This window comes from Candidatus Poriferisodalis sp., assembly GCF_965204195.1.
In the GTDB taxonomy this organism is placed as follows: Bacteria; Actinomycetota; Acidimicrobiia; order Acidimicrobiales; family Poriferisodalaceae; genus Poriferisodalis.
In genome coordinates, this window is sequence record NZ_OZ241975.1 from 1,908,931 (window position 1) to 1,927,878 (window position 18,948).

Genomic DNA, 18,948 nt, shown 5'->3' on the forward strand with positions numbered 1-18,948 from the left:
GGGAGCGACCGCAATGATGCAGGCCGTTCGCGACCAGCTTGGGCGCATTGTGATCGTGGCGCTCGTCGCCACGATCGCTTGGGCGTGGTTCTGGCGACCCCCGTTCAGCTGGACCTTCGCCGTGCTGGTGCTCATCGGCACCGTCGGGGCCGCCGTGGCCGACGGGCGCTACGCACTGCGCCGCATCGCGGGCGTGGTCCCGGTGCTGGTCGGTGTGTCGTTCGTGGTGTTCGCGCTGATGGCCAGCCTGCCCGGCGATCCCGCCATCAACATCCTGGGACCCGCCGCTACCGCCGACCAGATCGCGATCGTCCGCACCGAACTCGGCCTCGACGAGCCCTTCTTCAACCGCTACGGCAACTGGCTGGGCGGCGTGCTCACCGGAGACCTCGGCACCTCGATCGTGCTGCGCGAGGACATCGCGGACGGCATCTCACGCTCCATGACGCCGACGCTGCAGATCATGGCGTACTCGGTCGTCATCGCCCTGGGCATCGCCATCCCGCTGGGCATCTGGGCCGGCTACCGGCAGGGCACCAAGACCGACCGGTCCATCAACCACACGATGCTGGGCTTCCTGGCCACGCCCAACTACGTGCTCGCCGTGATGCTCGTGCTGTTCCTGGCCATCGGCGGGCTCAGCGTGGCGGGCAACGAGATCGGATTCCGGGCGCTGCCGGCAGCGCGCTATGTGCCTCTCGGCGAGGACGTCGTGCTGCACTTCAAGCACATGCTGCTGCCGTCGCTGTCGCTGGCGATGGGCCAGGCGGCGGTGTTCATGCGCTTGCTCCGCTCCGACATGATCGGCACGCTGCGACTGCCGTTCATCGATCTGGCTCGCAGCAAGGGACTGCCCACGCGGCGCATCCTGTGGCGTCACGCGCTGCGTCCGTCGAGCTTCACGCTGCTGACCGTGGTGGGGCTGACGATGGGCGTGCTCATCGGCGGCGCGCTGATCGTGGAGTTCATCTTCACCATCCCGGGTGTGGGCGCCTACATCTTCCTGGGCGTGACCCAGCGCGACTTCATCGCTGTGCAGGGCGGCGTGCTGGTGATCTCGACGCTGTACATCGTGGTGCTCACCATGTCCGACTTCCTGTACCTGGCACTGGACCCGCGGCTGCGCGGCAGGGAGGTGGGCGCCCGTGCCTAAGCGGCTGGGGTTCTTCTTCTGGGCGGCCGTCGCGTACTTGGCTGTGCTCGCGTTCGCGGCGGTCTTCGCCGACATCCTTCCCATCAAGGACCCTGCAGAAACCTTCGCCGGCACGTCCAAGCAGGGGCCCAGCCTGACGCACTGGTTCGGCAACGACGGCGTGGGCCGCGACGTGTTCAGCCGTGTCATCTACGGAGCGCAGGTGAGCCTGGTGATCTCGACCGTGGGCACCGTGCTGGCGCTCGTGATGGGCGGCCTGCTGGGCATGGTGTCGGGCTACTACAGCGGCCGGGTCGACCGCTGGCTCACGGCCACGATGAACGCCTCGCTGGTGATCCCCCCGCTGATCCTGTTCCTGGCGCTGGTGCTGTTCTTGGACTCCGAGGCGAGGCGGCGCATCTTCATCCTGGTGTTCACCTTCGTGCTGCTGTCGATCGCGCCCATCGCCCGGGTGGTGCGCGCCGCCACGCTGTCGATCGCCAACCAGGACTTCGTGCTGGCCGCGAAGACCCTGGGAGCGCGTGACGGCCGTGTGCTGTTCCGCGAGGTGCTGCCCAACGTCGCCCCCTCGCTGGTCAGCTTCTCCCTCATCATCATGGCCGGACTGATCGTGGTGGAGGGCTCGGTGGCGTTCCTGGGACTCAGCGTGCCCCCGCCCACGCCCACCTGGGGCGACATGATCAACAAGGGGCGAACCAACCTCGACGTGGCTGCCCACATCAGCCTGATGCCGGCCATCGTCATGTTCGTCACCGTGCTGGCGCTCAACTTCGTGGGCGACAAGCTCCAGCAGTACTTCGAGCCGCGGGAGTCGGTCATATGAGGCAGTGTCGTGCGGGCGGGGCTGTGCGGCTGCGGACGAGGGCGGCCCGCTGATGGCCGGCAGCGGCAACGCCCACCTGCGCCCGGACGCCCTGCTGACCGCACGCGACCTGGTGATGGAGTTCCCCGCAGCCGGCGGTCGCACGGTGTATGCCGTGTCGGGCGTGTCGCTCGATCTGCTCGAGGGCGAGACCCTCGGGCTGGTCGGCGAATCGGGCTGCGGCAAGAGCACCACGGGGCGGGCGATCCTGCAGCTGCCGACGCCCACCTCGGGTTCGGTGCAGCTCACCGGCCGGGAGCTGACCGAGCTCGACGAGGACGCCATGCGCGAGGTGCGTCCCCGGCTGCAGATGATCTACCAGGATCCGATCTCGTCGCTGAACCCCCGGCGTCGGGTGCGTGACATCATCGCCGAGCCGCTGTTCATCGCGCTGGAGAACGTGGCGAGGCGCACCGCCATGGCGATGTGGCAGGACCGCATCGGCGAGATACTGCAGAACTTGCTGAGACGGGCGGCGCCGCTGCGGATCGTGGGCCTGCTGGCCTCGGTGGCCTTCGTGCTGTGGATCCTCTCTGAGGCCGTCGAGGAGCGCGCTGCGGAGCCCTGGCTGGGGTGGACGCAGGTGCCCGCTGCGATCATCGGCTTCCCGACGCTTGCGGTGCTGCTGCTGGCCGCTGCGATCGCCCTGCTGCTGGGCCTGACGTGGGTGCTGCTGGCAGTGATGCTGCCCTTCGGCTTGATGTCGCGCCAGTTCGGCGACGTCTCGGGCGCCGTCGGGCTCGCGGGCGTGGCCGTCACCACGGGCGCCAGCGCGTTCATGCTCTGGCGCACCTGGTCGAGCTTCGGCGGCTGGGCTCAGTGGCTCAACTCGGGCGGGCTGAGCCTGCTGACCGCAGTACTCGTCGTCTGGCTGATCGCGTCGATCATGCAGCCGGCGCGCGCCGGCGCCAGCGGCGTCGCCACGACGCTCAGCGCCATGGTGGTCTTGCAGGTCTTCTACGTCGCCGGTCTCGACGACAGCGCCAAGCTCATCGTGCTCGTCGCCTCCGTCGTGGTCGACACCTTGCTCCTGCGGTGGGTGCTGCGCCGTTACCGGGCAAACCGCCAAGTCGAGCGCGAGCGGGCCGAGCCACGGGTGCGAGAGGTGCTCAACTACGTCGGCATCAACCCCGACGACGCCTTGGACCGCCGCCCGTGGGAATTCTCGGGCGGCCAGGCGCAGCGGCTCTCGATCGCCCGGGCACTCGTCAGCGTGCCGCAGGTGATCATCTGCGACGAGCCCGTCTCCTCGCTGGACGTCTCGGTGCAGGCGCAGATTCTCAACCTGCTCGAAGACCTCAAGAAGCAGATGGGCCTGACGCTCGTCTTCATCGCGCACGATCTCGCCGTGGTCAAGAATGTGAGCGACCGGGTGGCGGTGATGTACCTCGGCAAGCTCTGCGAGGTCAGCGAACCGGACGCGATGTTCTCCCAACCGGCGCATCCCTATACCGAAGTGCTGCTGGCAGCGATACCTCATCCCGATCCCGAGGCCGAACTCGGCACCGAGCGCATCGGCGGCGAGCTGCCCTCGCCGATGGATCCGCCGTCGGGCTGCCGTTTCCGCACACGCTGCCCGCTCGCGGCCGAGCGCTGCGCTGCCGAGGAGCCCGAGATGCGCGAGATCGCGCCCGGCCGGTTCGTGGCGTGCCACACGCCGCTCTTCGGCGAGGAGGCACCCGTGCGTGTCGATCTGGCGGCGGTCGCCCGGGGCGAGTCATGAGCGAGACCGCCGCGCAGGGCACCTCGCCGTCAGGCGAGCCGTCGCTGCTCGACGTGAGCGAGCTGCGCACCACATTCCACACTGCCGCGGGACCGTTGGTGGCGGTCGACGGGGTCGAGTGGTCGCTGGACCGGGGGGCGCGCCTGGGTGTGGTGGGGGAGTCCGGCTCGGGCAAGTCGGTCATGTCGAGGTCGATCATGCGGCTGCTGCCCAAGTCGCGGGTGACCTCGACCGGCAACGTCAGCTTCGACGGGATCGACATGATGTCGCTCGGCCGCCGGGAGCTGCTCGAGATGTGGGGGCCGCAGCTCGCCATGGTTTTCCAGGATCCGCTGGGCTCGCTGAACCCGGTCATGAAGATCGGCAAGCAGGTGGGCGAGGGTCTGCGGGTGCACCGCGACCTGTCGGCGCGTGCCGCACGCAGCGCGGCGCTCGACCTGCTCGAGGAGGTGGGCATTCCCGAGCCGCACCGGCGCATCGACGAGTATCCCCACCAGCTCTCGGGCGGCATGCGCCAGCGCATCGTGATCGCCATCGCGCTGGCGTGCAGCCCCCGCCTGCTGATCGCGGACGAGCCCACCACGGCGCTGGACGTCACCGTTCAGGCACAGATCCTGGACTTGCTCGAGGCCCAGCGATCCGAGCGCAACATGTCCCTCGTGCTCATCACGCACGACCTCGGCATCGTGGCGGGCCGCACCGACGAGATCATCGTGATGTACGCGGGCCGCATCGTTGAGCGTGCCTCCACCAAGACGCTCTTCGGGGACATGAAGATGCCCTACACCGAGGCGCTGTTCCGCTCGATCCCCAAGGTCACCGACGACAGCCATGCGCGCTTGGAGATCATCGGCGGGCAGCCGCCCCAGATGACCGATCTGCCGCCCGGATGCAAGTTCGCTCCCCGCTGCAAGTACGCGCAGGACCTGTGCTTCGCCGAGGAACCGGCGCTCATCGAGGTGCCGACCCCCAGGCCCGCTCGATCAAGCATCACCGACAGCGGCGACGAGCCCGATCCTGCGGCGGGCACCCACCTGTACCGCTGCTTCTACCCGGTCGGTACGCCCGAGGCGGCCGAGGCATTCGAGCGCAACATCGCGTCGGGCCGGGTCAGCGAAGCCGGGGTCGTGATCAACCCCACCTAGCGACAGCGCCGAAGCGGTTACGAGGGGACCTCTTCGTACCAGTCGTGTGCGTGGTGCAGCAGGTAGTCGCAGATCTTGGTGCACCGGTCGAAGGGCTCGCACATGTCGTCCTCGCCCCGCAGCAGTGCCTGCAGCGACAAATCCTTGCGCGCCACGATCATCAGCGTCCGTTTCGCTGCGTCGGTCACGGATGTGAGCGAATCGATGGCGGACACCTCCACTGGCAGGGCTGTGCCGCCTAGGCCGGCGAGATCGGTTGCCAGCACGAGCATGTCGGGGCTGCGATCCAGCGGCGGGAGCGCCCAGGTGAACATCAGGGGCAGCCAGAACTCATCGGGAGGCAGTTCGTCTTCCGGCGTCGCCCACAGCACCTCCTCGAACGACAGCATCGTGCGCGGATCGGCTTCCAGCGTGAGGTGGAGGTCGAGCGGGCCGCCGCAGGCCTCAGCGGGGTGCAGGTCGACCTCCCAGGTCTGGCGCAGGCTGTAGGTCTCGATGAACTGCCGCTCGTCATGGATGTGAAAGCCGTGCGCATGCGCATGGTCTTTCAGGCTCGCCATGTAGCCGGAGATGTCGATCGCTGCCATCGGGATGCTCCCCACGCGGCGCTGAGGTGATGCGCGGAGGTTATAGCGCCGGGTGGCAGCATTCGACGAATGAATTCAGAGCGCGACGGTTGGCGAGATCTCCTGCGACGTACTGCCGACGCGGTCGAAGAAGCGCTCGCCGCTTTCGACCACTGGCAGGACGGCGGGGAACGATCCGATCAGTACGCAGTCGATCAGGTGGCCGACGCAGCGGCACTCGACGTGCTCGACGCAGCGAGCGTCGGCGTGCTCAGCGAGGAATCGGGCCTGCGCGCAGGATCGGGCAGCGAGACCGTCATCGTGGATCCGGTGGACGGCTCCACCAACGCATCCCGCCGCATCCCGCACTACTGCATCAGCCTGTGTGTCGTCGACGGGCTGACGCCGGTGGCGGGGCTGGTGCGTCACCTCGTCACCGGCGAGGAATTCACGGCTGTGGCCGGCGGGGGAGCGCAGCGCAACGGTGCCCCGATCGGGCCGAGCGGGCAGACGACCGGTGAACGGGCCGTGATCGGCGTGTCGGGTCGCCCCGGCGCTGACCTGCCGGTCTGGCAGGTGCGGGTGCTGGGCTCCGCGGCGCTCGACCTCTGCGCCGTCGCCTGCGGCCGCCTCGACGCGTACATCGACCTGAACTCGAACCACGGCGTCTGGGACTACGCCGCAGGCATTCTGATCTGTACCGAGGCGGGCGCATGGACCGGCGAGGCCGGCGGCAGGGAACTCTTTCACCTCAGCCACAGCGAGCGCCGGGGTCCCGTCGCTGCCAGCACGCCCGAGCTGGCAGCGCTGCTCGGACACGCTCGGCAGCCGGGGTCTGGGTCAGGCGACGGCCGGTAGCCTGCCAAACCCGGCTGTGGGGGCGCTTAGCTCAGCTGGCGAGAGCACCTCCCTTACAAGGAGGGGGTCGCAGGTTCGAGTCCTGCAGCGCCCACCGATCTGTGCTTGGACTGTCTCGACGCATTTCCGCTCACGTCAGCGGCCGGCTCAGTAGATGCCGGGAATGATGCGGTACGGGACCCGCTCGCGGTACTCGGCCCATTTCTCGGGGCCGTACTTCTGCGCGCAGCGCCTGTCGTCGTCCATCTGCCGGTAGCTGAACAGCGCGAAGACATAGATCAGGTAGAGCCACGCCCAGATGTTGCCGAAGTGACCCCAGGCCACGGCGAGGCCCAGCCCGTAGAACACTTCGCCCATGTAGTTGGGATGGCGGGATGCGCCCCAGAAGCCGCTGCACAGAATCTTGCGCTCGCCGGCTTCGATGATCTGCGGCTTGATGCCCAGAAAGGTGCGCTCGGGCCAGCGCTTGAACGTGTACTTCTGCATGTTGGCGCCACGGCTGATGCACCAGCCCGCCACGTACAGCGCCGGTGCGCCGATCAGCCAGAGCGCTCGCCAGCCCCCGCCATGGCCCGGATCGGGATGCGCTGCCATGCCCCACATCGGGATGATGAACATCCAGCCGTAGACGAACAGGCCGCCCCAGAACATCTTGAACCCGAGGCGCTCGTAGATGATGTCGAACGTGTAGAGCATCGTTCGTTCGAAGATGAAGTAGTCGACGACGTAGAAGGTGAAGAACGCCGCGAAGAGGTACACGCCCGGATTGGGGTTGTCGACGTTGTCGTAGTGCCAGACCGCGCCGGAGAAGGCATTCAGCGACAGCATCGTGCCGCCGACGACGTAGAAGTACATCTTGAGATCGATGCGGTCATTGAAGAACTGCATCTCCTGGGCGCGGCCGAACCAGCACGCCAGGAGCTTGTTCTTGACGTCGCCCTCGGGCTGGCTGAACACGGCGATCAGCGTCAGGATGACGGCCAGTACCGTTCCGCCCGCCACGGCGTACAGCGACGAACGGTAGAACCAGTCGCGTGGCATGCCGGTGAGCTCGAACCACCACAGCACCTGCGCCACCACGAACACTGCCAGCCCGTTGAGGCGGTAGCTGCGGGGCTGGCCCGTCACGGGGTCGATGACGTAACCGGGGACGCGCTTGCCGGGAATGACCATCTGCAGCACGAAGAACGCAGCCATCACGAACAGCGGCGTGAGAAATCCCAGCACCGCCTCGCCCGCAGTCAGCTCTGTCAGGTGACCGATGCCGAGCCGTTCGAACATGGGTGGCCTCCTCTCCGGTGCCGCCGCGGCCGGCCGGCGCTAGAAGACGCCGGGAAGGATCCGGTACGGAACCCGGGCCTGGTATTCGGCCCACTTCTCTGCCCCGTACTTCTCGGCGCAGACCTTGTCGTCCTCGAACTGGCGGGGCACGAAGAAGGTCACGATCATGATCAAGTAGCTCCAGGCCCACAGGTTGGTGAAGTGCCCGAACGCCAAGGCGTTGGACAGCCCGTACAGGGCCTCGCCGAAGTAGCCGAAGTGCCTGGCCTTCCCCCAGAACCCGCTGCAGAGGATCTTGCGGTCGCCGGCCACGATGACCTCCGGCTTGATGCCGAGGAATGAGCGTTCGGGCCAGCGCTTGAAGGTGTACTTCTGCATGTTGGAGCCGCGGGAGATCACCCAGCCCGCCACGAACAGCACTGCGCTGCCGATCAGCCAGAGGTACATCGGTCCGCCTGAAAAGCCCGGATCGGGGTGTTTCGCCAAGCCCCACAGCGGCAGCACGAACATCCAGCCCCATACGAACGGCCCGCCCCAGACGAGCTTGAACCCGACGTTCTCGTGGATGAGGTCGTAGGTGTAGAGCTGCACTCGCTCCCACACGAAGTAGTCGAAGACGTAGAAGGAGTTGATGACGACGTAGAGGACGAGGCCGGGGTTGACGTCGTCGACGAAATCGGCGTGCCACGCCAGCGCGGACCACGCGTTGAGCGAGAGCATGGTGCCGCCGACGATGTAGAAGTACATCTTGAGGTCGAAGCGGTTGTTGAAGAACTGCAGCTCCTGCGCACGTCCGAGATAGAACGCAAGCAACGGGTTCTTCTGTTCGCCCTTGGGCTGGCTGAACACCACGAAGGCGGTCGCGATGGCGGCGATGATCACGCCGCCCGCTATTGCGTACATGGTCGAGCGGTAGAACCATTCCCGCGGCAGCCCGAAGAGCTCGAACGCCCACACGATGTGCGCGAGCGCGAACACCAAGATGCCGTTGAGCCGGTAGCTGCGGGGTTCGCCGGTCTCGCGGTTGGTGGCGTAGCCGGTGACGCGCCGGGCGGGCAGGATCATGTGCGCCACGAAGGCGAAGGCGCAGACGAACAGCGGTGTGAGGAAGCCCAGCACTGCTTCGCCCGCAGTCAATTCGAACAGATGGCCGATACCGAGCCAATCGATCATGATCTGCACCCCTTCTCACGCCGGTCAGCGCAGACTGCCAGTATTGCCGTCAGCGGCGAGCGGTCGTGGGACTCATCGACGTACTCGGCGGTAGCGTCCGCTGGCAACGGCAGGAAGGTGCGTGAAGCCATGAAGCTCGACAGCGGGGATCGATTCCCGGAACTCACTCTGGCTGACCTTGAGGATCAGCAGGTCACGATCCCCGACGTCTTCGGCGACGGCTGGGGTGTGGTGCTGGTCTACCGGGGCCACTGGTGACCGTACTGCCGTCAACAGTTGGTTGACTTCGACGGCGCGGGCTCGCTGCTGAAGACGCTCGGCGCCAGCGTCGTGGCGCTCTCCGTGGACGACAAGGAGACCACGCAGCGCCTGTCAGAGGGCTTGCAGCTGCGCACGGTGAAGATGCTGCACAGCGCCGACATGGCCGAAGTGTCGAAGCTGACCGGCGCCTACACCGAGGAGGCGCGGGGCATCCTGCATGCCACCGGGTTCATCCTGTCTCCGGGCGGCAAGGTCGCTCAAGCGTGCTATTCGACGGGACCGATCGGCCGGTTCACGGCGCTCGACACCATGCGGATCATCCGTTTTGTGCAGCAGATGCGGCAGCGCCAGGGCTAGCTCCCATCAACTGCCACGTGTCGATTGCTCGGCGGCTAGCCGCCCTGTGCTGATTGCTGGGCGGTTACCCGCCACGTGTTGACTGCTCGGCGGCTAGCCGCCGACGATGAACCGCTGGTGTGTACCTTGGGAGATCAGCGTGTCGCCGTGTGTGACCTTGATGTCGAACACCAGGCGCCGGCGGTCGATCTCGCTGATCTCGCCCGCCACCACCACGTCTTCGCCTGCGGCGACGGCGGCCTCGTGGCTGACACAGATGTGGATGCCCACGGTCGTCTGGTTCTCGTCGAGGTGCGGCTGGACGCCGAACAGGCACGTGCCCTCGATGAGACGGACCATGTCAGGGGTGGACAGCACCTTGTTGGGCAGGTGCGGCGGAGACATTTCGTCGGTGACCCGGTGCGTTTCGTTGACACCGAATCCGACCTCTAGGGCTGCGCTCATGGCGGCAGACCCTAGAGGTTGCGCTCGGGCTTGACCGCGGAGAGCTCGCCGCTAGGTTGCGGCTATGGCTGAGCTGCACCCGCACTGCGTGCCCCTCGCCCCGCTGCTGGGAACCTGGCAGGGCGGGGGCACGGGCCAGTACCCGACCATCGACGAATTCGCTTACATCGAGGAATTGACGTTCGGCCATGTGGGCAAGCCGTTCGTGTCAATGACCCAGCGCACTCGCAACGCAGTCACCGGCGAGCCGCTGCACTCCGAGGCGGGCTACCTGCGTGCCGTGGGTGACGGCCAGATCGAGCTCACCCTGGCACAACCGTCCGGTGTCACCGAGATCTGTCTCGGAAGGGTCCGCACCACGTCCGACGGTTTGGCGATCGAGCTGGCGAGCAAGCATGTGGGCCTGACCCCGACCGCCAAGGAAGTTACCTTGGTGCGGCGGGAGCTGAGCATCGTCGGGACGGGTACTGCCGACGACCCGACGCTGATCTCCGAGCTGTGGATGGCCGCCGTGGGCCAGGCCGATCTGCTGCACCACCTGCGCGGCGAGCTGACCAAACAGGCCTGACGCGGTTTGATCAGCCGGCACGCGGAAAGATCGCTGCGACACAGCGGATGTAGCGCACCCGGTGCGCTCCGGCGCCACGTCCTACGCTGGCCCTCGGGCCAACAGGGGGAGCGATGTCAGAGATGTCCAGAACCAATGCAGCAAACGGAGCTTATGCGGCCGACTACGGCGCCCCGACGGCCGCGGGTCGCCCCGATGTGGACGATGAGACGCTTGCCGCTGCGGTAGCGGTAGCGAACATCCCGACCCTGCTGATGGTGCTGGTGCAGATGACCGGCGAGCTGCATTGGCTCGACGACCCCTACCGGCCGAAACGCCAGCCGGGACTCGGCGACAACGACACCGGCGGTCTGGCGCCCGAGCATCAGCGGGAGGTTCGGGAGGCCGCGCTCGAGGCCATTGCCGCCTGGCGGGACGGCCGCCCGATGGCGATCGGCGAGCCCGACGACGCCCTCATCACCAGGATGCTCAGCACCGCCATGGGCGAGCACGTGCCCGACGAGTACGGCGCCTTCACCGCTGCCCAACTCGGCCTCGCCAAGTTCCTCGACCACGACCCGATCAACGTGCCGCCAGGTTTCAAAGTGCTGGTCATCGGCGCGGGCGCTTCGGGGCTGTGCGCTGCCATCAACTTGCAGCAGGCCGGCGTGCCCTACGAGGTGGTCGAGCGCAACGGCACGGTCGGCGGTGTGTGGTGGGAGAACCGCTACCCGGGTGCCGGCGTGGACACACCGAACCACCTGTACTCGTACTCGTTCGCCCCGCACGACTGGAAGATGTACTTCTGCCTGCGCGACGAGCTCCACGGATACCTCGAGAAGGTGGCCGACGACTTCGACGTGCGGCGCAGCATCCGCTTCAACACCTCGGTGGAGCGCGTCAGCTACGACGCCGAGCGGCAGGTCTGGCAGGCCGAGGTGCGCCATGTGGCCGACAACGAGGGCCGCTGGGAGACCGGGCGGCTCGGCCTCAGCGCCACGCCCGACGAGACCGGCCTGCGGCGCCGCGACGACGGCGCGGCAACGGCGCCGGGTGCCAACGGCCACGCTCAGGGAGTCGACGGCCCTGCCGAGATCATCGAGGCAAACGTCATCATCAGCGCTGCGGGCATCTTCAACCCGCCGATCCGCCCCAACATCGACGGCCTCGAGACCTGGAGCGGTGAGACGTGGCACACCGCTCGCTGGCCCGCCGATGCCGATGTCGCCGGCAAGCGCGTGGCGATCGTGGGCAACGGGGCGAGCTGCATGCAAACAGCTCCCGAGATCCAGCACGGAGTGGAATCGCTGGCGATCTACCAGCGCTCAAACCATTGGGCCGCGCCGTTCGAGCAGTTCCGCAAGCCGGTTCCCGACGCCATGCGGACCCTGTTCGAGGCAGTGCCGCTGTACCGGGCCTGGTACCGGGTACGGCTGGGCTGGACGTTCAACGACCGCATCCACACCGCCCTGCAGAAGGACCCCGACTGGGAGCACCCCGAACGGTCGCTCAATGCCCAGAACGACGCCCACCGGGCCTACTTCACCCGCTACGTGATCGACGAGCTGGGCGACCGGGCCGACGAGCTGCTCGACAAGGTGCTGCCCACCTACCCGCCCTTCGGCAAGCGCATGCTGATGGACAACGGCTGGTACCGGATGCTGCGCAATCCGAATGTTGAGTTGGTCGACAATCCGATCGCAGAGATCTCAGGCCAGACCATCCGCACCGCCGACGGCACCGAGCGCGATGCCGACGTGCTGGTTCTGGCCACCGGCTTCGACGTGCTGCGGTTCATCACCACCTACGAGGCAACCGGCCGCTCGGGCCGCAGCCTGCGCGAATCGTGGGGCGACGACGACGCCAGCGCCTACCTGGGAACGGTCACACCCGACTTCCCCAACTTCTTCACCTTGTACGGGCCGAATCTGCAGCCCGGCCACGGCGGCAGCCTGATCTTTGTGGTGGAGATGCAGGTGCGCTACGTCATGGACATGATCGCCAAGATGTGCGCCGAAGGGCTCGGTTCGGTGGAGGTGCGGCGAGATGTCCACGACGAGTATCGCGACCGCGTCGACGATGCCCACGAGAACATGGTGTGGATGCATCCCGGCATGACCAGCTACTACCGCAACGAGGCCGGCCGCATCGTGGTCAACTCGCCGTGGCGCAATGTCGACTACTTCGACATGACCAAGGAAGCCAACCTCGACGACTACCTCTGCGAGCCCCGAGCGGCCGACCGGGAGCTCATCGCCGACTGATCGGGCCGAAAATCCGAAGGCTCGAGATTTTGGCGCCGCCTATAGTTGTGCGGGAGGCCAGCCTCAACCGAGTGTGGTCAGAGCAGGCATTTTGTAGCTCGCACTCGGCGAGGCTGGCCCTATTCGTGGCCGTAGGTCTGGCATCGCGTCCGCGCGAAGCGATTTTCAGGTGGCCAGTTCGGCGGCGATGGCTTCCAAGGCGGTGTCGACATCGGTTTCGCTGACGTCGAGATGCAGCACCATGCGGGAGCGGCCGAAGCGCCAGTCGGCCAGCACGCCCCGGCCTTCGAGTCGCTTGGACAGCGTCGAGTCGTTGCGCTCCAGCTGGGCGAACACCATGTTGGTGTCGCAGCCGGTGACGGTGATGCCCTCGATGGCTTCGAGACCGGCCGCGAGCCGTTGCGCGTTGGCGTGGTCGTCGGCCAGCCGGTCGATGTGGTTCTGCAGGGCATGCAGTCCGCCCGCCGCGATGATGCCGGCCTGCCGCATCCCGCCCCCGAGCAGCTTGCGCCAGCGGCGTGCTTTGGCCACCAGGTCCTCGGTACCGCACAGCACCGAGCCGACCGGCGCGCCCAAGCCCTTCGACAGGCACACCGACACGGTGTCGAATGGCTCAGCTACCGCGGCGGGGGAGCAGCCCAGCGACACCGCGGCGTTCCACAGGCGCGCCCCGTCGAGGTGCAGCCCGAGACCGTGGCGGTCGGCCATGTCGCGGGCTGCCTGATGCTGGGCCGGCGTGAGCACCTTGCCATTGATCGTGTTCTCCAGGCACAGCAGCCGCGTGCGGGCGAAGTGGCTGTCGTCGGGCTTCACTGCCTCCTCGGCCGCTTCGAGATCCAGCATGCCGGTTTCGTCGGTCGGCACCGGCTGGGGTTGGATGCTGCCCAGCACCGCCGCGCCGCCGCCCTCGTACATGTAGGTGTGGGCGTGGTGGCCGACGATGTACTCGTCGCCCCGCTCGCAATGGGCCAGCAGGCCGCACAGGTTCGACTGGGTGCCGCTCGGCACATACAGAGCCGCCGCCTTGCCGAGCAGCTCGGCGGTGTAGCGCTCGAGCTCGTTGACGGTGGGATCGTCGCCCCAAACGTCGTCGCCGACGTCGGCTGCGGCCATGGCCGCCCGCATCTCGGGCGTCGGCTTGGAAACGGTGTCGGAGCGCAGGTCGATCACGGTCGCAAGCCTGCCATGCGGCTTGCGCTGCGCAACGGGTGGGTCTGCGCTGGGCCGGTCAGACGGGCCCGGTCAGCCCGGCTGCTCAACCCTTGCCGTTGCGCAGCAGCTTGCCCGGCAGCGGGCCGTGCGGATCGACCGCATCGGCGCCGTCGCGGCGGATGATCGTGCCGTTCACTACTACTGCATCGATGCCCTTCGCATCGGAGATCAGCCGGTCTGCGCCAGCGGGCAGGTCGTACACCCGCCGCTTGCCCAGGTGGCCGACCTCGTCGGCGTCGAACACCACCACGTCGGCGGGCTTGCCTTCGGCGAGCGTGCCCCTGTCGGCGATGCCGAACACCTCGGCAGGACGCTGGGTGAGCATGTGGACGGCGGTCTCGAGATCGAAGCTCTGCCGGCCGCGCACGAAGGTCTGCAGGAACTCCGTGGAGTACTTGGCGTCGCAGAGCTGGCTGGCGTGCGCTCCGGCGTCAGACAACCCGATCACCGTCGTGGGATCGTGCAGCAGCTCATCGATGTCGTCGGGATCGTGATTGATGACGTCTTGGACGATGCGCATCTCTAGGTCGGCTTCGAGGGCCACGTCGAGCACCCAGTCCACCGGGTCCTGGCCTGCTTCGTCGGCCATCTCCTGGATGTTGCGGCCCTCGAGTGCGGGGTTGTGCGGCAGGTAGCTGATCTCGGTGCGCGCCCAGCGGTCGCCGATCTTGCCGCCATTGCCGGCCTTCTCCTTGAACTCGGCCCGCCAATCGGCGTCGGCGTAGTAGCGCTTGCGGCCTTCGAGATCACTCTGGGACACCGGGTTGAAGCAGCGCAGCGCTTCATAGATGAACGGCGCCTTCCAGCTCATCTCGAACTGGATGGGCTGCACCGCGACCTGCGGGAAGACCGGCAGACCCCGGTCGGCGATCTCGCGGGCACGCTCCAGATCAGCGCGGTGGCTGCCCGGGCCCCGGGCTGAGCCCAGCAGCGCCGTCCAGCTCACATGTGCTCCCGTGGTCTCGGCAATCCGGGCGAACTCGTCGTGGTTGAGCCCCCGTCCCACCGTGGCCTGCATCACGCCGCCGACATCGCCCAGCGCCTGGGCGATCTCGACGATCTCGTCGGTGGTCGCAGCGCGACTCGGCACCGGTCGCCCTTCGTAGCCGACGTGGGTCGACGCCTTGGAGGTGGCGAAGCCCAGCGCACCGGCCCGCAGCGCCTCGGCAACCAGATCTCGCTGGGCGGCGATCTCTTCGGGGGTGCCTTCGCGCTCGGTGGCTTCCTCGCCCATGACGTACATGCGAGCGGCGGTGTGGCCGATGAGCGCCGCCATGTTGACCGCAGCGCCATTCGACTCGAGCGCATCGAGGTATTGCGGGAAGGTCTCGAAGCCCCAGTCGCCGAGGCCAGCGCGCAGCGCATCGACGCTCATGCCCTCCACGTTCTCGAGCGTGCGCATGATGAGATCGCGGTGCTCGGGCCGCGTCGGCGCCACCGAGAAGCCGCAGTTGCCCATCACGATCGTGGTGACGCCGTGCCACGGCGAGCAGCTCACCAGCCGGTCCCACATGATCTGCGCGTCGTAGTGGGTGTGGATGTCGACGAAGCCGGGGCACACGATGCGCTCGGTCGCGTCGATGGTCTCGGCGGCCTCCGCCGGGGCCGAACCGAGCGCCACCACCTTGCCGCCGGAGATGCCCACGTCGCCGACGTAGCGGGGCGAGCCCGTCCCGTCGATGATCGTGCCGCCCGTGATCTTCAGGTCATACGCCATGTCGCCGTCCCCGTGCTTGGCGCGTACGCGCTCGCTGCTCTCGGGCCGGCTGGCCCGAAGCCGTGGCGCTTACGCTAGCCGCGCGCTCTTCGCCGGTCCCTGAAGTGCCGTGGTACTGGTCGGTGACGTTCGGCTGCCTAGTGTGCAGCCATGACTGATGCGGAGCTGTCCGACGAGTTGGTCAACCGGGTGACCTGGAAGATTCCCAATGCGTTGGCGCTCGTGGGGTCGAGGTCCGGTGACGAGCGCAATGCGATGACGACGAGCTGGATCACCCAGCTGTCTATGGAGCCGGTGATCATCGGCATCGGTGTGGAGAACACGGCGGTTACTCACCGGTTGATCACCGACGGCGGATCGTTCACGGTGAACCTGTGGGACGCATCAAACACCCGGCCGTTCGTGAAATTCTCCAAGCCGGCGGCCTACGAGGCCGCAGCCGGCGGGGACGGTCCGGCGACTGGCACGCTGAATGGCTGGGCGGTGTACGAAGCTGCCACCGGAGCTCCGGTGTTTGTCGATGCCGCTGCATGGATGGAATGCGAAGTGCGCCACAGCGTGAACCTGGGCACGCACACGCTGTTCATGGGCGAGCTCCTGGCGGCGGGCATCAATGACGACGAGGTGCAGATTGCCTCGATGTCCGATACCCGCATGAAGTACGGCGGCGTGAAGCGGCACTGACGGCGTCGCCAGGTCCGGTTTCCTGCGGGAAATGGGGGCCGTGGGCGGATTCTGACCCTCTCGGCTACCATGATGTGTCGCCCCTCTCGGGGCCTGCGTGTTCACCGCGGTGGGCACGCATGTTCTGCCCGCCGACCAGGGAAACCACGTGCCGAAAGTCAAAGACGACGCCATCTTGCTCGAAGGAAAGACCGTCGAAGCGCTGAAGGGCGGTCATTTCCGCATTGAGCTCGACAACGGCCACGAGGTGCTGGGGCACCTGAGCGGCAAGATGCGCAAGCACCACATCCGGATCCTTCCCGGAGATCGAGTGCAAGTCGAAGTCTCGGCATACGACCTCAGTCGCGGTCGCATCACCTATCGCTACAAGTAGCCGTCGCTTTCAGGGCTGACGCAGCCCGGCATCGGAGTTGGCTCGCGCTCTACGCTCGACAGCACGCCTCGGTCGCAACCGAGTTCGTAGAGGGATTCACCATGAGCAGTCAGCCGCAGCCGTCGAATGGGACGGTCAACTACAGCGTCGAGCGGGCTCCGGCGGGCGATGTGGCCACGGTCACGCTGAACCGGCCCGAGACGCTGAACTCCATGAACGACGAGTTCATGAACGACATCACCGAGGCTTTCGGCATGGTTGCCGCGGACGACGGTGTGCGAGCAGTCATTCTCACCGGCGAAGGCCGCGGTTTCTGCTCGGGTGCCGACCTGCGGAACGCGGCCGCTGGCGACGCCGAGGGATTCGACGCCGATGCAGCGGGCGAGGCCACCACCGACTCCATGGACAACGTGTTCCACCCGGCGATCCGGGCCGTGGTCGAGTGCCCGGTGCCGACGGTGGCTCGCATCAACGGCGTCACCGCAGGCGGCGGCATCGGTTTGGCGCTGTCGTGCGACGTGGCGATTGCGGCGCGCTCGGCGTTCTTCGTGGCCACGTTCGGACCTCGGCTCGGCATCGTTCCCGACTTGGGAACCACCTGGCAGCTGCCGATGCGGGTGGGCCGTGCCCGTGCGCTCGGCATGGCGCTGCTTGGTGAGCGGGTGACTGCCGATCAGGCCGAAGACTGGGGCTTGGTGTGGAAGACCGTGGACGACGAGGAACTGGACGCAGCCGTGGGGCAGGTGACCGACGTGCTGCGGCGCAGCTCGCCCGCAGCCATGAGCCGCATCCGGGCCTCGGTGGACGGCGCCACCCAGCGTGACCTGGCCGACCAGCTCGACGTGGAGATGGGGCACCAAGCGGTGCTGATTCCCCGCAACATGGCGGACGGGGCAGCGGCGTTCCTCGCCAAGAGCGACCCGTCATTCTCCGGCGACCGCTACTGACTCATCGAGTGCGCCCGCTGGGCGAGCGGACGAGCCCTCTGCTCCCGCGATCCAGCAGGTCGCAACGTCGCAGAGTTCTCATCCGCTCGCCCAGCTAGTGCCTGTGTGGCTGCGCACTGCTGGCAGACTGGCGCCATGACCGACACGCTTGACGCCCCGGCTGCCGACGCGGCCATCGACCCCGCTGCTGCTCGGGTTGATACAGCCATCGACGAGCTGCTCGCCTCGCACGACCCCAAGCAGCTCAGCTATGCCGAGTTTCGCGGTGCACAGTTCGACGCCGGCCTGGCGTGGGTGCACTTCGATGAGGGCCATGGGGGCCTGGGCGTGAGCCCAAAGCTGCAGCGCGGGGTGGAAGAGCGGCTGCGGGCGGCCGGCGCCCGGCCCATGAAGCCGGTGACCTTCTTCGCGCATCTGGCCGGGCCGACCATTCACACCCACGGCAGCGACGACGTCAAGCATCGCTTCCTGCGGCCGATGTTCACCGGCGAGGAAGTGTGGTGCCAGCTGTTCAGCGAGCCGGGTGCGGGCAGCGACTTCGCCGGGCTGGCAACCCGGGCGGTTGCCGACGGCGAAGAGTGGGTGGTGAACGGCCAGAAGGTCTGGAACACCTTGGCTCATCTCGGCGACTACGGGATGCTGGTGACCCGCACCAATCCCGAGGTGCCCAAGCACCGGGGCCTGACCTACTTCGCGCTCGACATGAAGTCGCCGGGCGTGGAGGTGCGCCCGCTGCGCCAGATCACCGGCGAGGCCGAGTTCAACGAGGTCTACATGACCGATGTGCGCGTGCCCGATGCGAGCCGCATCGGCGACGTGGGCGACGGCTGGCGGGTGTCGCTGACCACGCTGATGAACGAGCGCAACGCGATCGGTGCGGGCGGTGCCGGCCCTCCCAAGCGAGGCTCCGGGCCCATCTCGGTGCTGGTGAAGCTGTGGAACCAGCGTGACGATGCCGAGCGCGACGACGTCACTCGTGATCGGCTGACAAAGCTGTGGACCCGTGCCGAAGTGCTGCGGCTGACCAACATGCGTGCAGGTGCCAACCGGCGCAAGGGCAACCCCGGGCCGGAGATGTCGATCGCCAAGCTGGCGTTCGCCGAGCTCAACCAGGCCCTCATGACCTGCGCCGTCGACATGATGGGCTCCGACGGGCTCGTCGGGTATGACTACACGTTCCGCCGCCCGGGGGATCTGTCGGTCGACGGTTCCGACGGCGGCGTCCAGCACGGGTTCCTGCGGGTGCGCGCCAACTCCATCGAGGGCGGCACGTCGGAGATCATGCGGAACATCCTGGGCGAGCAGGTACTCGGCCTGCCGGGCGAGCCCCGCATTGACAAGGATGTGCCCTGGGTGGACGTGCCCCGCAACTGAGACACGC

Annotated in this window: 17 protein-coding genes, 1 tRNA gene and 3 pseudogenes; 15 read left to right on the forward strand and 6 right to left on the reverse strand. The window is 67.3% G+C overall.

Annotated elements, in window-relative coordinates; all coding sequences use genetic code 11:
* Nucleotides 1-13: 13 nt before the first annotated feature.
* The 5 genes and pseudogenes from ACOGI8_RS08445 (at nucleotide 14) to ACOGI8_RS08465 (ending at nucleotide 4,883) form a co-directional block, all read left to right on the forward strand.
* Nucleotides 14-1,153 (forward strand): ABC transporter permease, encoded by a 1,140-nt coding sequence (locus ACOGI8_RS08445; RefSeq protein ID WP_419853363.1) that lies wholly within the window; start codon nucleotides 14-16, stop codon nucleotides 1,151-1,153.
* A complete protein-coding gene (locus tag ACOGI8_RS08450; protein ID WP_419853364.1) occupies nucleotides 1,146-1,976 on the forward strand; it encodes an ABC transporter permease in 831 nt (276 codons plus the stop codon). Before ACOGI8_RS08445 ends, ACOGI8_RS08450 begins: the two co-directional genes overlap by 8 nt.
* Nucleotides 1,977-2,091: 115 nt before the next feature.
* Nucleotides 2,092-2,421: pseudogene (locus ACOGI8_RS08455) on the forward strand (ATP-binding cassette domain-containing protein); the annotation flags it as partial.
* A gap of 672 nt (nucleotides 2,422-3,093) precedes the next feature.
* Nucleotides 3,094-3,738, forward strand: a pseudogene (locus tag ACOGI8_RS08460) (oligopeptide/dipeptide ABC transporter ATP-binding protein); the annotation flags it as partial.
* Nucleotides 3,735-4,883 (forward strand): ABC transporter ATP-binding protein, encoded by a 1,149-nt coding sequence (locus tag ACOGI8_RS08465; RefSeq protein WP_419853365.1) that lies wholly within the window; start codon nucleotides 3,735-3,737, stop codon nucleotides 4,881-4,883. The pseudogene ACOGI8_RS08460 and the gene ACOGI8_RS08465, both read left to right, overlap by 4 nt.
* Nucleotides 4,884-4,900: 17 nt before the next feature.
* On the opposite strand, the gene ACOGI8_RS08470 is transcribed toward ACOGI8_RS08465, so the two are convergent.
* A complete protein-coding gene (locus tag ACOGI8_RS08470; RefSeq protein WP_419853366.1) occupies nucleotides 4,901-5,470 on the reverse strand; it encodes a hypothetical protein in 570 nt (189 codons plus the stop codon).
* A 69-nt stretch (nucleotides 5,471-5,539) separates the two neighbouring features.
* Between ACOGI8_RS08470 and ACOGI8_RS08475 the strand changes: the two genes are divergently transcribed.
* Together ACOGI8_RS08475 and ACOGI8_RS08480 are read left to right on the forward strand one after the other, a co-directional pair.
* Nucleotides 5,540-6,307: an inositol monophosphatase family protein gene (locus ACOGI8_RS08475; RefSeq protein WP_419853367.1), complete on the forward strand. Its 768-nt coding sequence runs from the start codon at nucleotides 5,540-5,542 to the stop codon at nucleotides 6,305-6,307.
* Nucleotides 6,308-6,327: 20 nt separating this feature from the next.
* Nucleotides 6,328-6,401, forward strand: a tRNA-Val gene (locus ACOGI8_RS08480).
* A 53-nt stretch (nucleotides 6,402-6,454) separates the two neighbouring features.
* Here the strand turns inward: ACOGI8_RS08480 and ACOGI8_RS08485 are convergent.
* On the reverse strand, nucleotides 6,455-7,588 hold the full coding sequence (locus tag ACOGI8_RS08485) for a DUF1295 domain-containing protein (RefSeq protein WP_419853368.1): 1,134 nt from the start codon (nucleotides 7,586-7,588) through the stop codon (nucleotides 6,455-6,457).
* Between the two features lie 39 nt (nucleotides 7,589-7,627).
* Nucleotides 7,628-8,761: a DUF1295 domain-containing protein gene (locus ACOGI8_RS08490; RefSeq protein WP_419853369.1), complete on the reverse strand. Its 1,134-nt coding sequence runs from the start codon at nucleotides 8,759-8,761 to the stop codon at nucleotides 7,628-7,630.
* 129 nt (nucleotides 8,762-8,890) lie between these two features.
* On the opposite strand from ACOGI8_RS08490, the gene ACOGI8_RS08495 reads away from it, so the two are divergent.
* Both ACOGI8_RS08495 and ACOGI8_RS08500 read left to right on the forward strand, forming a co-directional pair.
* Nucleotides 8,891-9,019: a hypothetical protein gene (locus ACOGI8_RS08495; RefSeq protein ID WP_419853370.1), complete on the forward strand. Its 129-nt coding sequence runs from the start codon at nucleotides 8,891-8,893 to the stop codon at nucleotides 9,017-9,019.
* Between the two features lie 12 nt (nucleotides 9,020-9,031).
* Nucleotides 9,032-9,379: pseudogene (locus tag ACOGI8_RS08500) on the forward strand (peroxiredoxin); the annotation flags it as partial.
* A gap of 93 nt (nucleotides 9,380-9,472) precedes the next feature.
* Here ACOGI8_RS08500 and ACOGI8_RS08505 read toward each other — a convergent pair.
* On the reverse strand, nucleotides 9,473-9,823 hold the full coding sequence (locus ACOGI8_RS08505) for a thioesterase family protein (RefSeq protein WP_419853371.1): 351 nt from the start codon (nucleotides 9,821-9,823) through the stop codon (nucleotides 9,473-9,475).
* Nucleotides 9,824-9,887: 64 nt separating this feature from the next.
* Here ACOGI8_RS08505 and ACOGI8_RS08510 point away from each other — a divergent pair, with 64 nt between their 5' ends.
* Both ACOGI8_RS08510 and ACOGI8_RS08515 read left to right on the forward strand, forming a co-directional pair.
* On the forward strand, nucleotides 9,888-10,391 hold the full coding sequence (locus ACOGI8_RS08510) for an FABP family protein (RefSeq protein WP_419853372.1): 504 nt from the start codon (nucleotides 9,888-9,890) through the stop codon (nucleotides 10,389-10,391).
* 122 nt (nucleotides 10,392-10,513) lie between these two features.
* Nucleotides 10,514-12,634, forward strand: a complete 2,121-nt coding sequence (locus ACOGI8_RS08515; protein ID WP_419853373.1) for a flavin-containing monooxygenase — start codon at nucleotides 10,514-10,516, stop codon at nucleotides 12,632-12,634.
* A 165-nt stretch (nucleotides 12,635-12,799) separates the two neighbouring features.
* On the opposite strand, the gene ltaE is transcribed toward ACOGI8_RS08515, so the two are convergent.
* Nucleotides 12,800-13,804 (reverse strand): low-specificity L-threonine aldolase, encoded by a 1,005-nt coding sequence (gene ltaE, locus ACOGI8_RS08520; RefSeq protein ID WP_419853374.1) that lies wholly within the window; start codon nucleotides 13,802-13,804, stop codon nucleotides 12,800-12,802.
* 85 nt (nucleotides 13,805-13,889) lie between these two features.
* Nucleotides 13,890-15,563 (reverse strand): N-acyl-D-amino-acid deacylase family protein, encoded by a 1,674-nt coding sequence (locus ACOGI8_RS08525; RefSeq protein ID WP_419853375.1) that lies wholly within the window; start codon nucleotides 15,561-15,563, stop codon nucleotides 13,890-13,892.
* A 150-nt stretch (nucleotides 15,564-15,713) separates the two neighbouring features.
* Between ACOGI8_RS08525 and ACOGI8_RS08530 the strand changes: the two genes are divergently transcribed.
* From ACOGI8_RS08530 to ACOGI8_RS08545, 4 genes are all read left to right on the forward strand, one after another.
* Entirely contained in the window at nucleotides 15,714-16,247 is a 534-nt protein-coding gene (locus ACOGI8_RS08530) for a flavin reductase family protein (RefSeq protein ID WP_419853376.1), read from the forward strand.
* Nucleotides 16,248-16,395: 148 nt separating this feature from the next.
* Nucleotides 16,396-16,620, forward strand: coding sequence for a translation initiation factor IF-1 (gene infA / locus ACOGI8_RS08535; protein ID WP_323672860.1), 225 nt, complete (start codon nucleotides 16,396-16,398; stop codon nucleotides 16,618-16,620).
* A 101-nt stretch (nucleotides 16,621-16,721) separates the two neighbouring features.
* The gene (locus ACOGI8_RS08540) at nucleotides 16,722-17,567 is read left to right on the forward strand and encodes an enoyl-CoA hydratase/isomerase family protein (RefSeq protein WP_419853377.1); all 846 of its coding nucleotides are present in this window, start codon (nucleotides 16,722-16,724) and stop codon (nucleotides 17,565-17,567) included.
* A 135-nt stretch (nucleotides 17,568-17,702) separates the two neighbouring features.
* Nucleotides 17,703-18,941 (forward strand): acyl-CoA dehydrogenase family protein, encoded by a 1,239-nt coding sequence (locus ACOGI8_RS08545; protein ID WP_419853378.1) that lies wholly within the window; start codon nucleotides 17,703-17,705, stop codon nucleotides 18,939-18,941.
* Nucleotides 18,942-18,948: the final 7 nt, after the last annotated feature.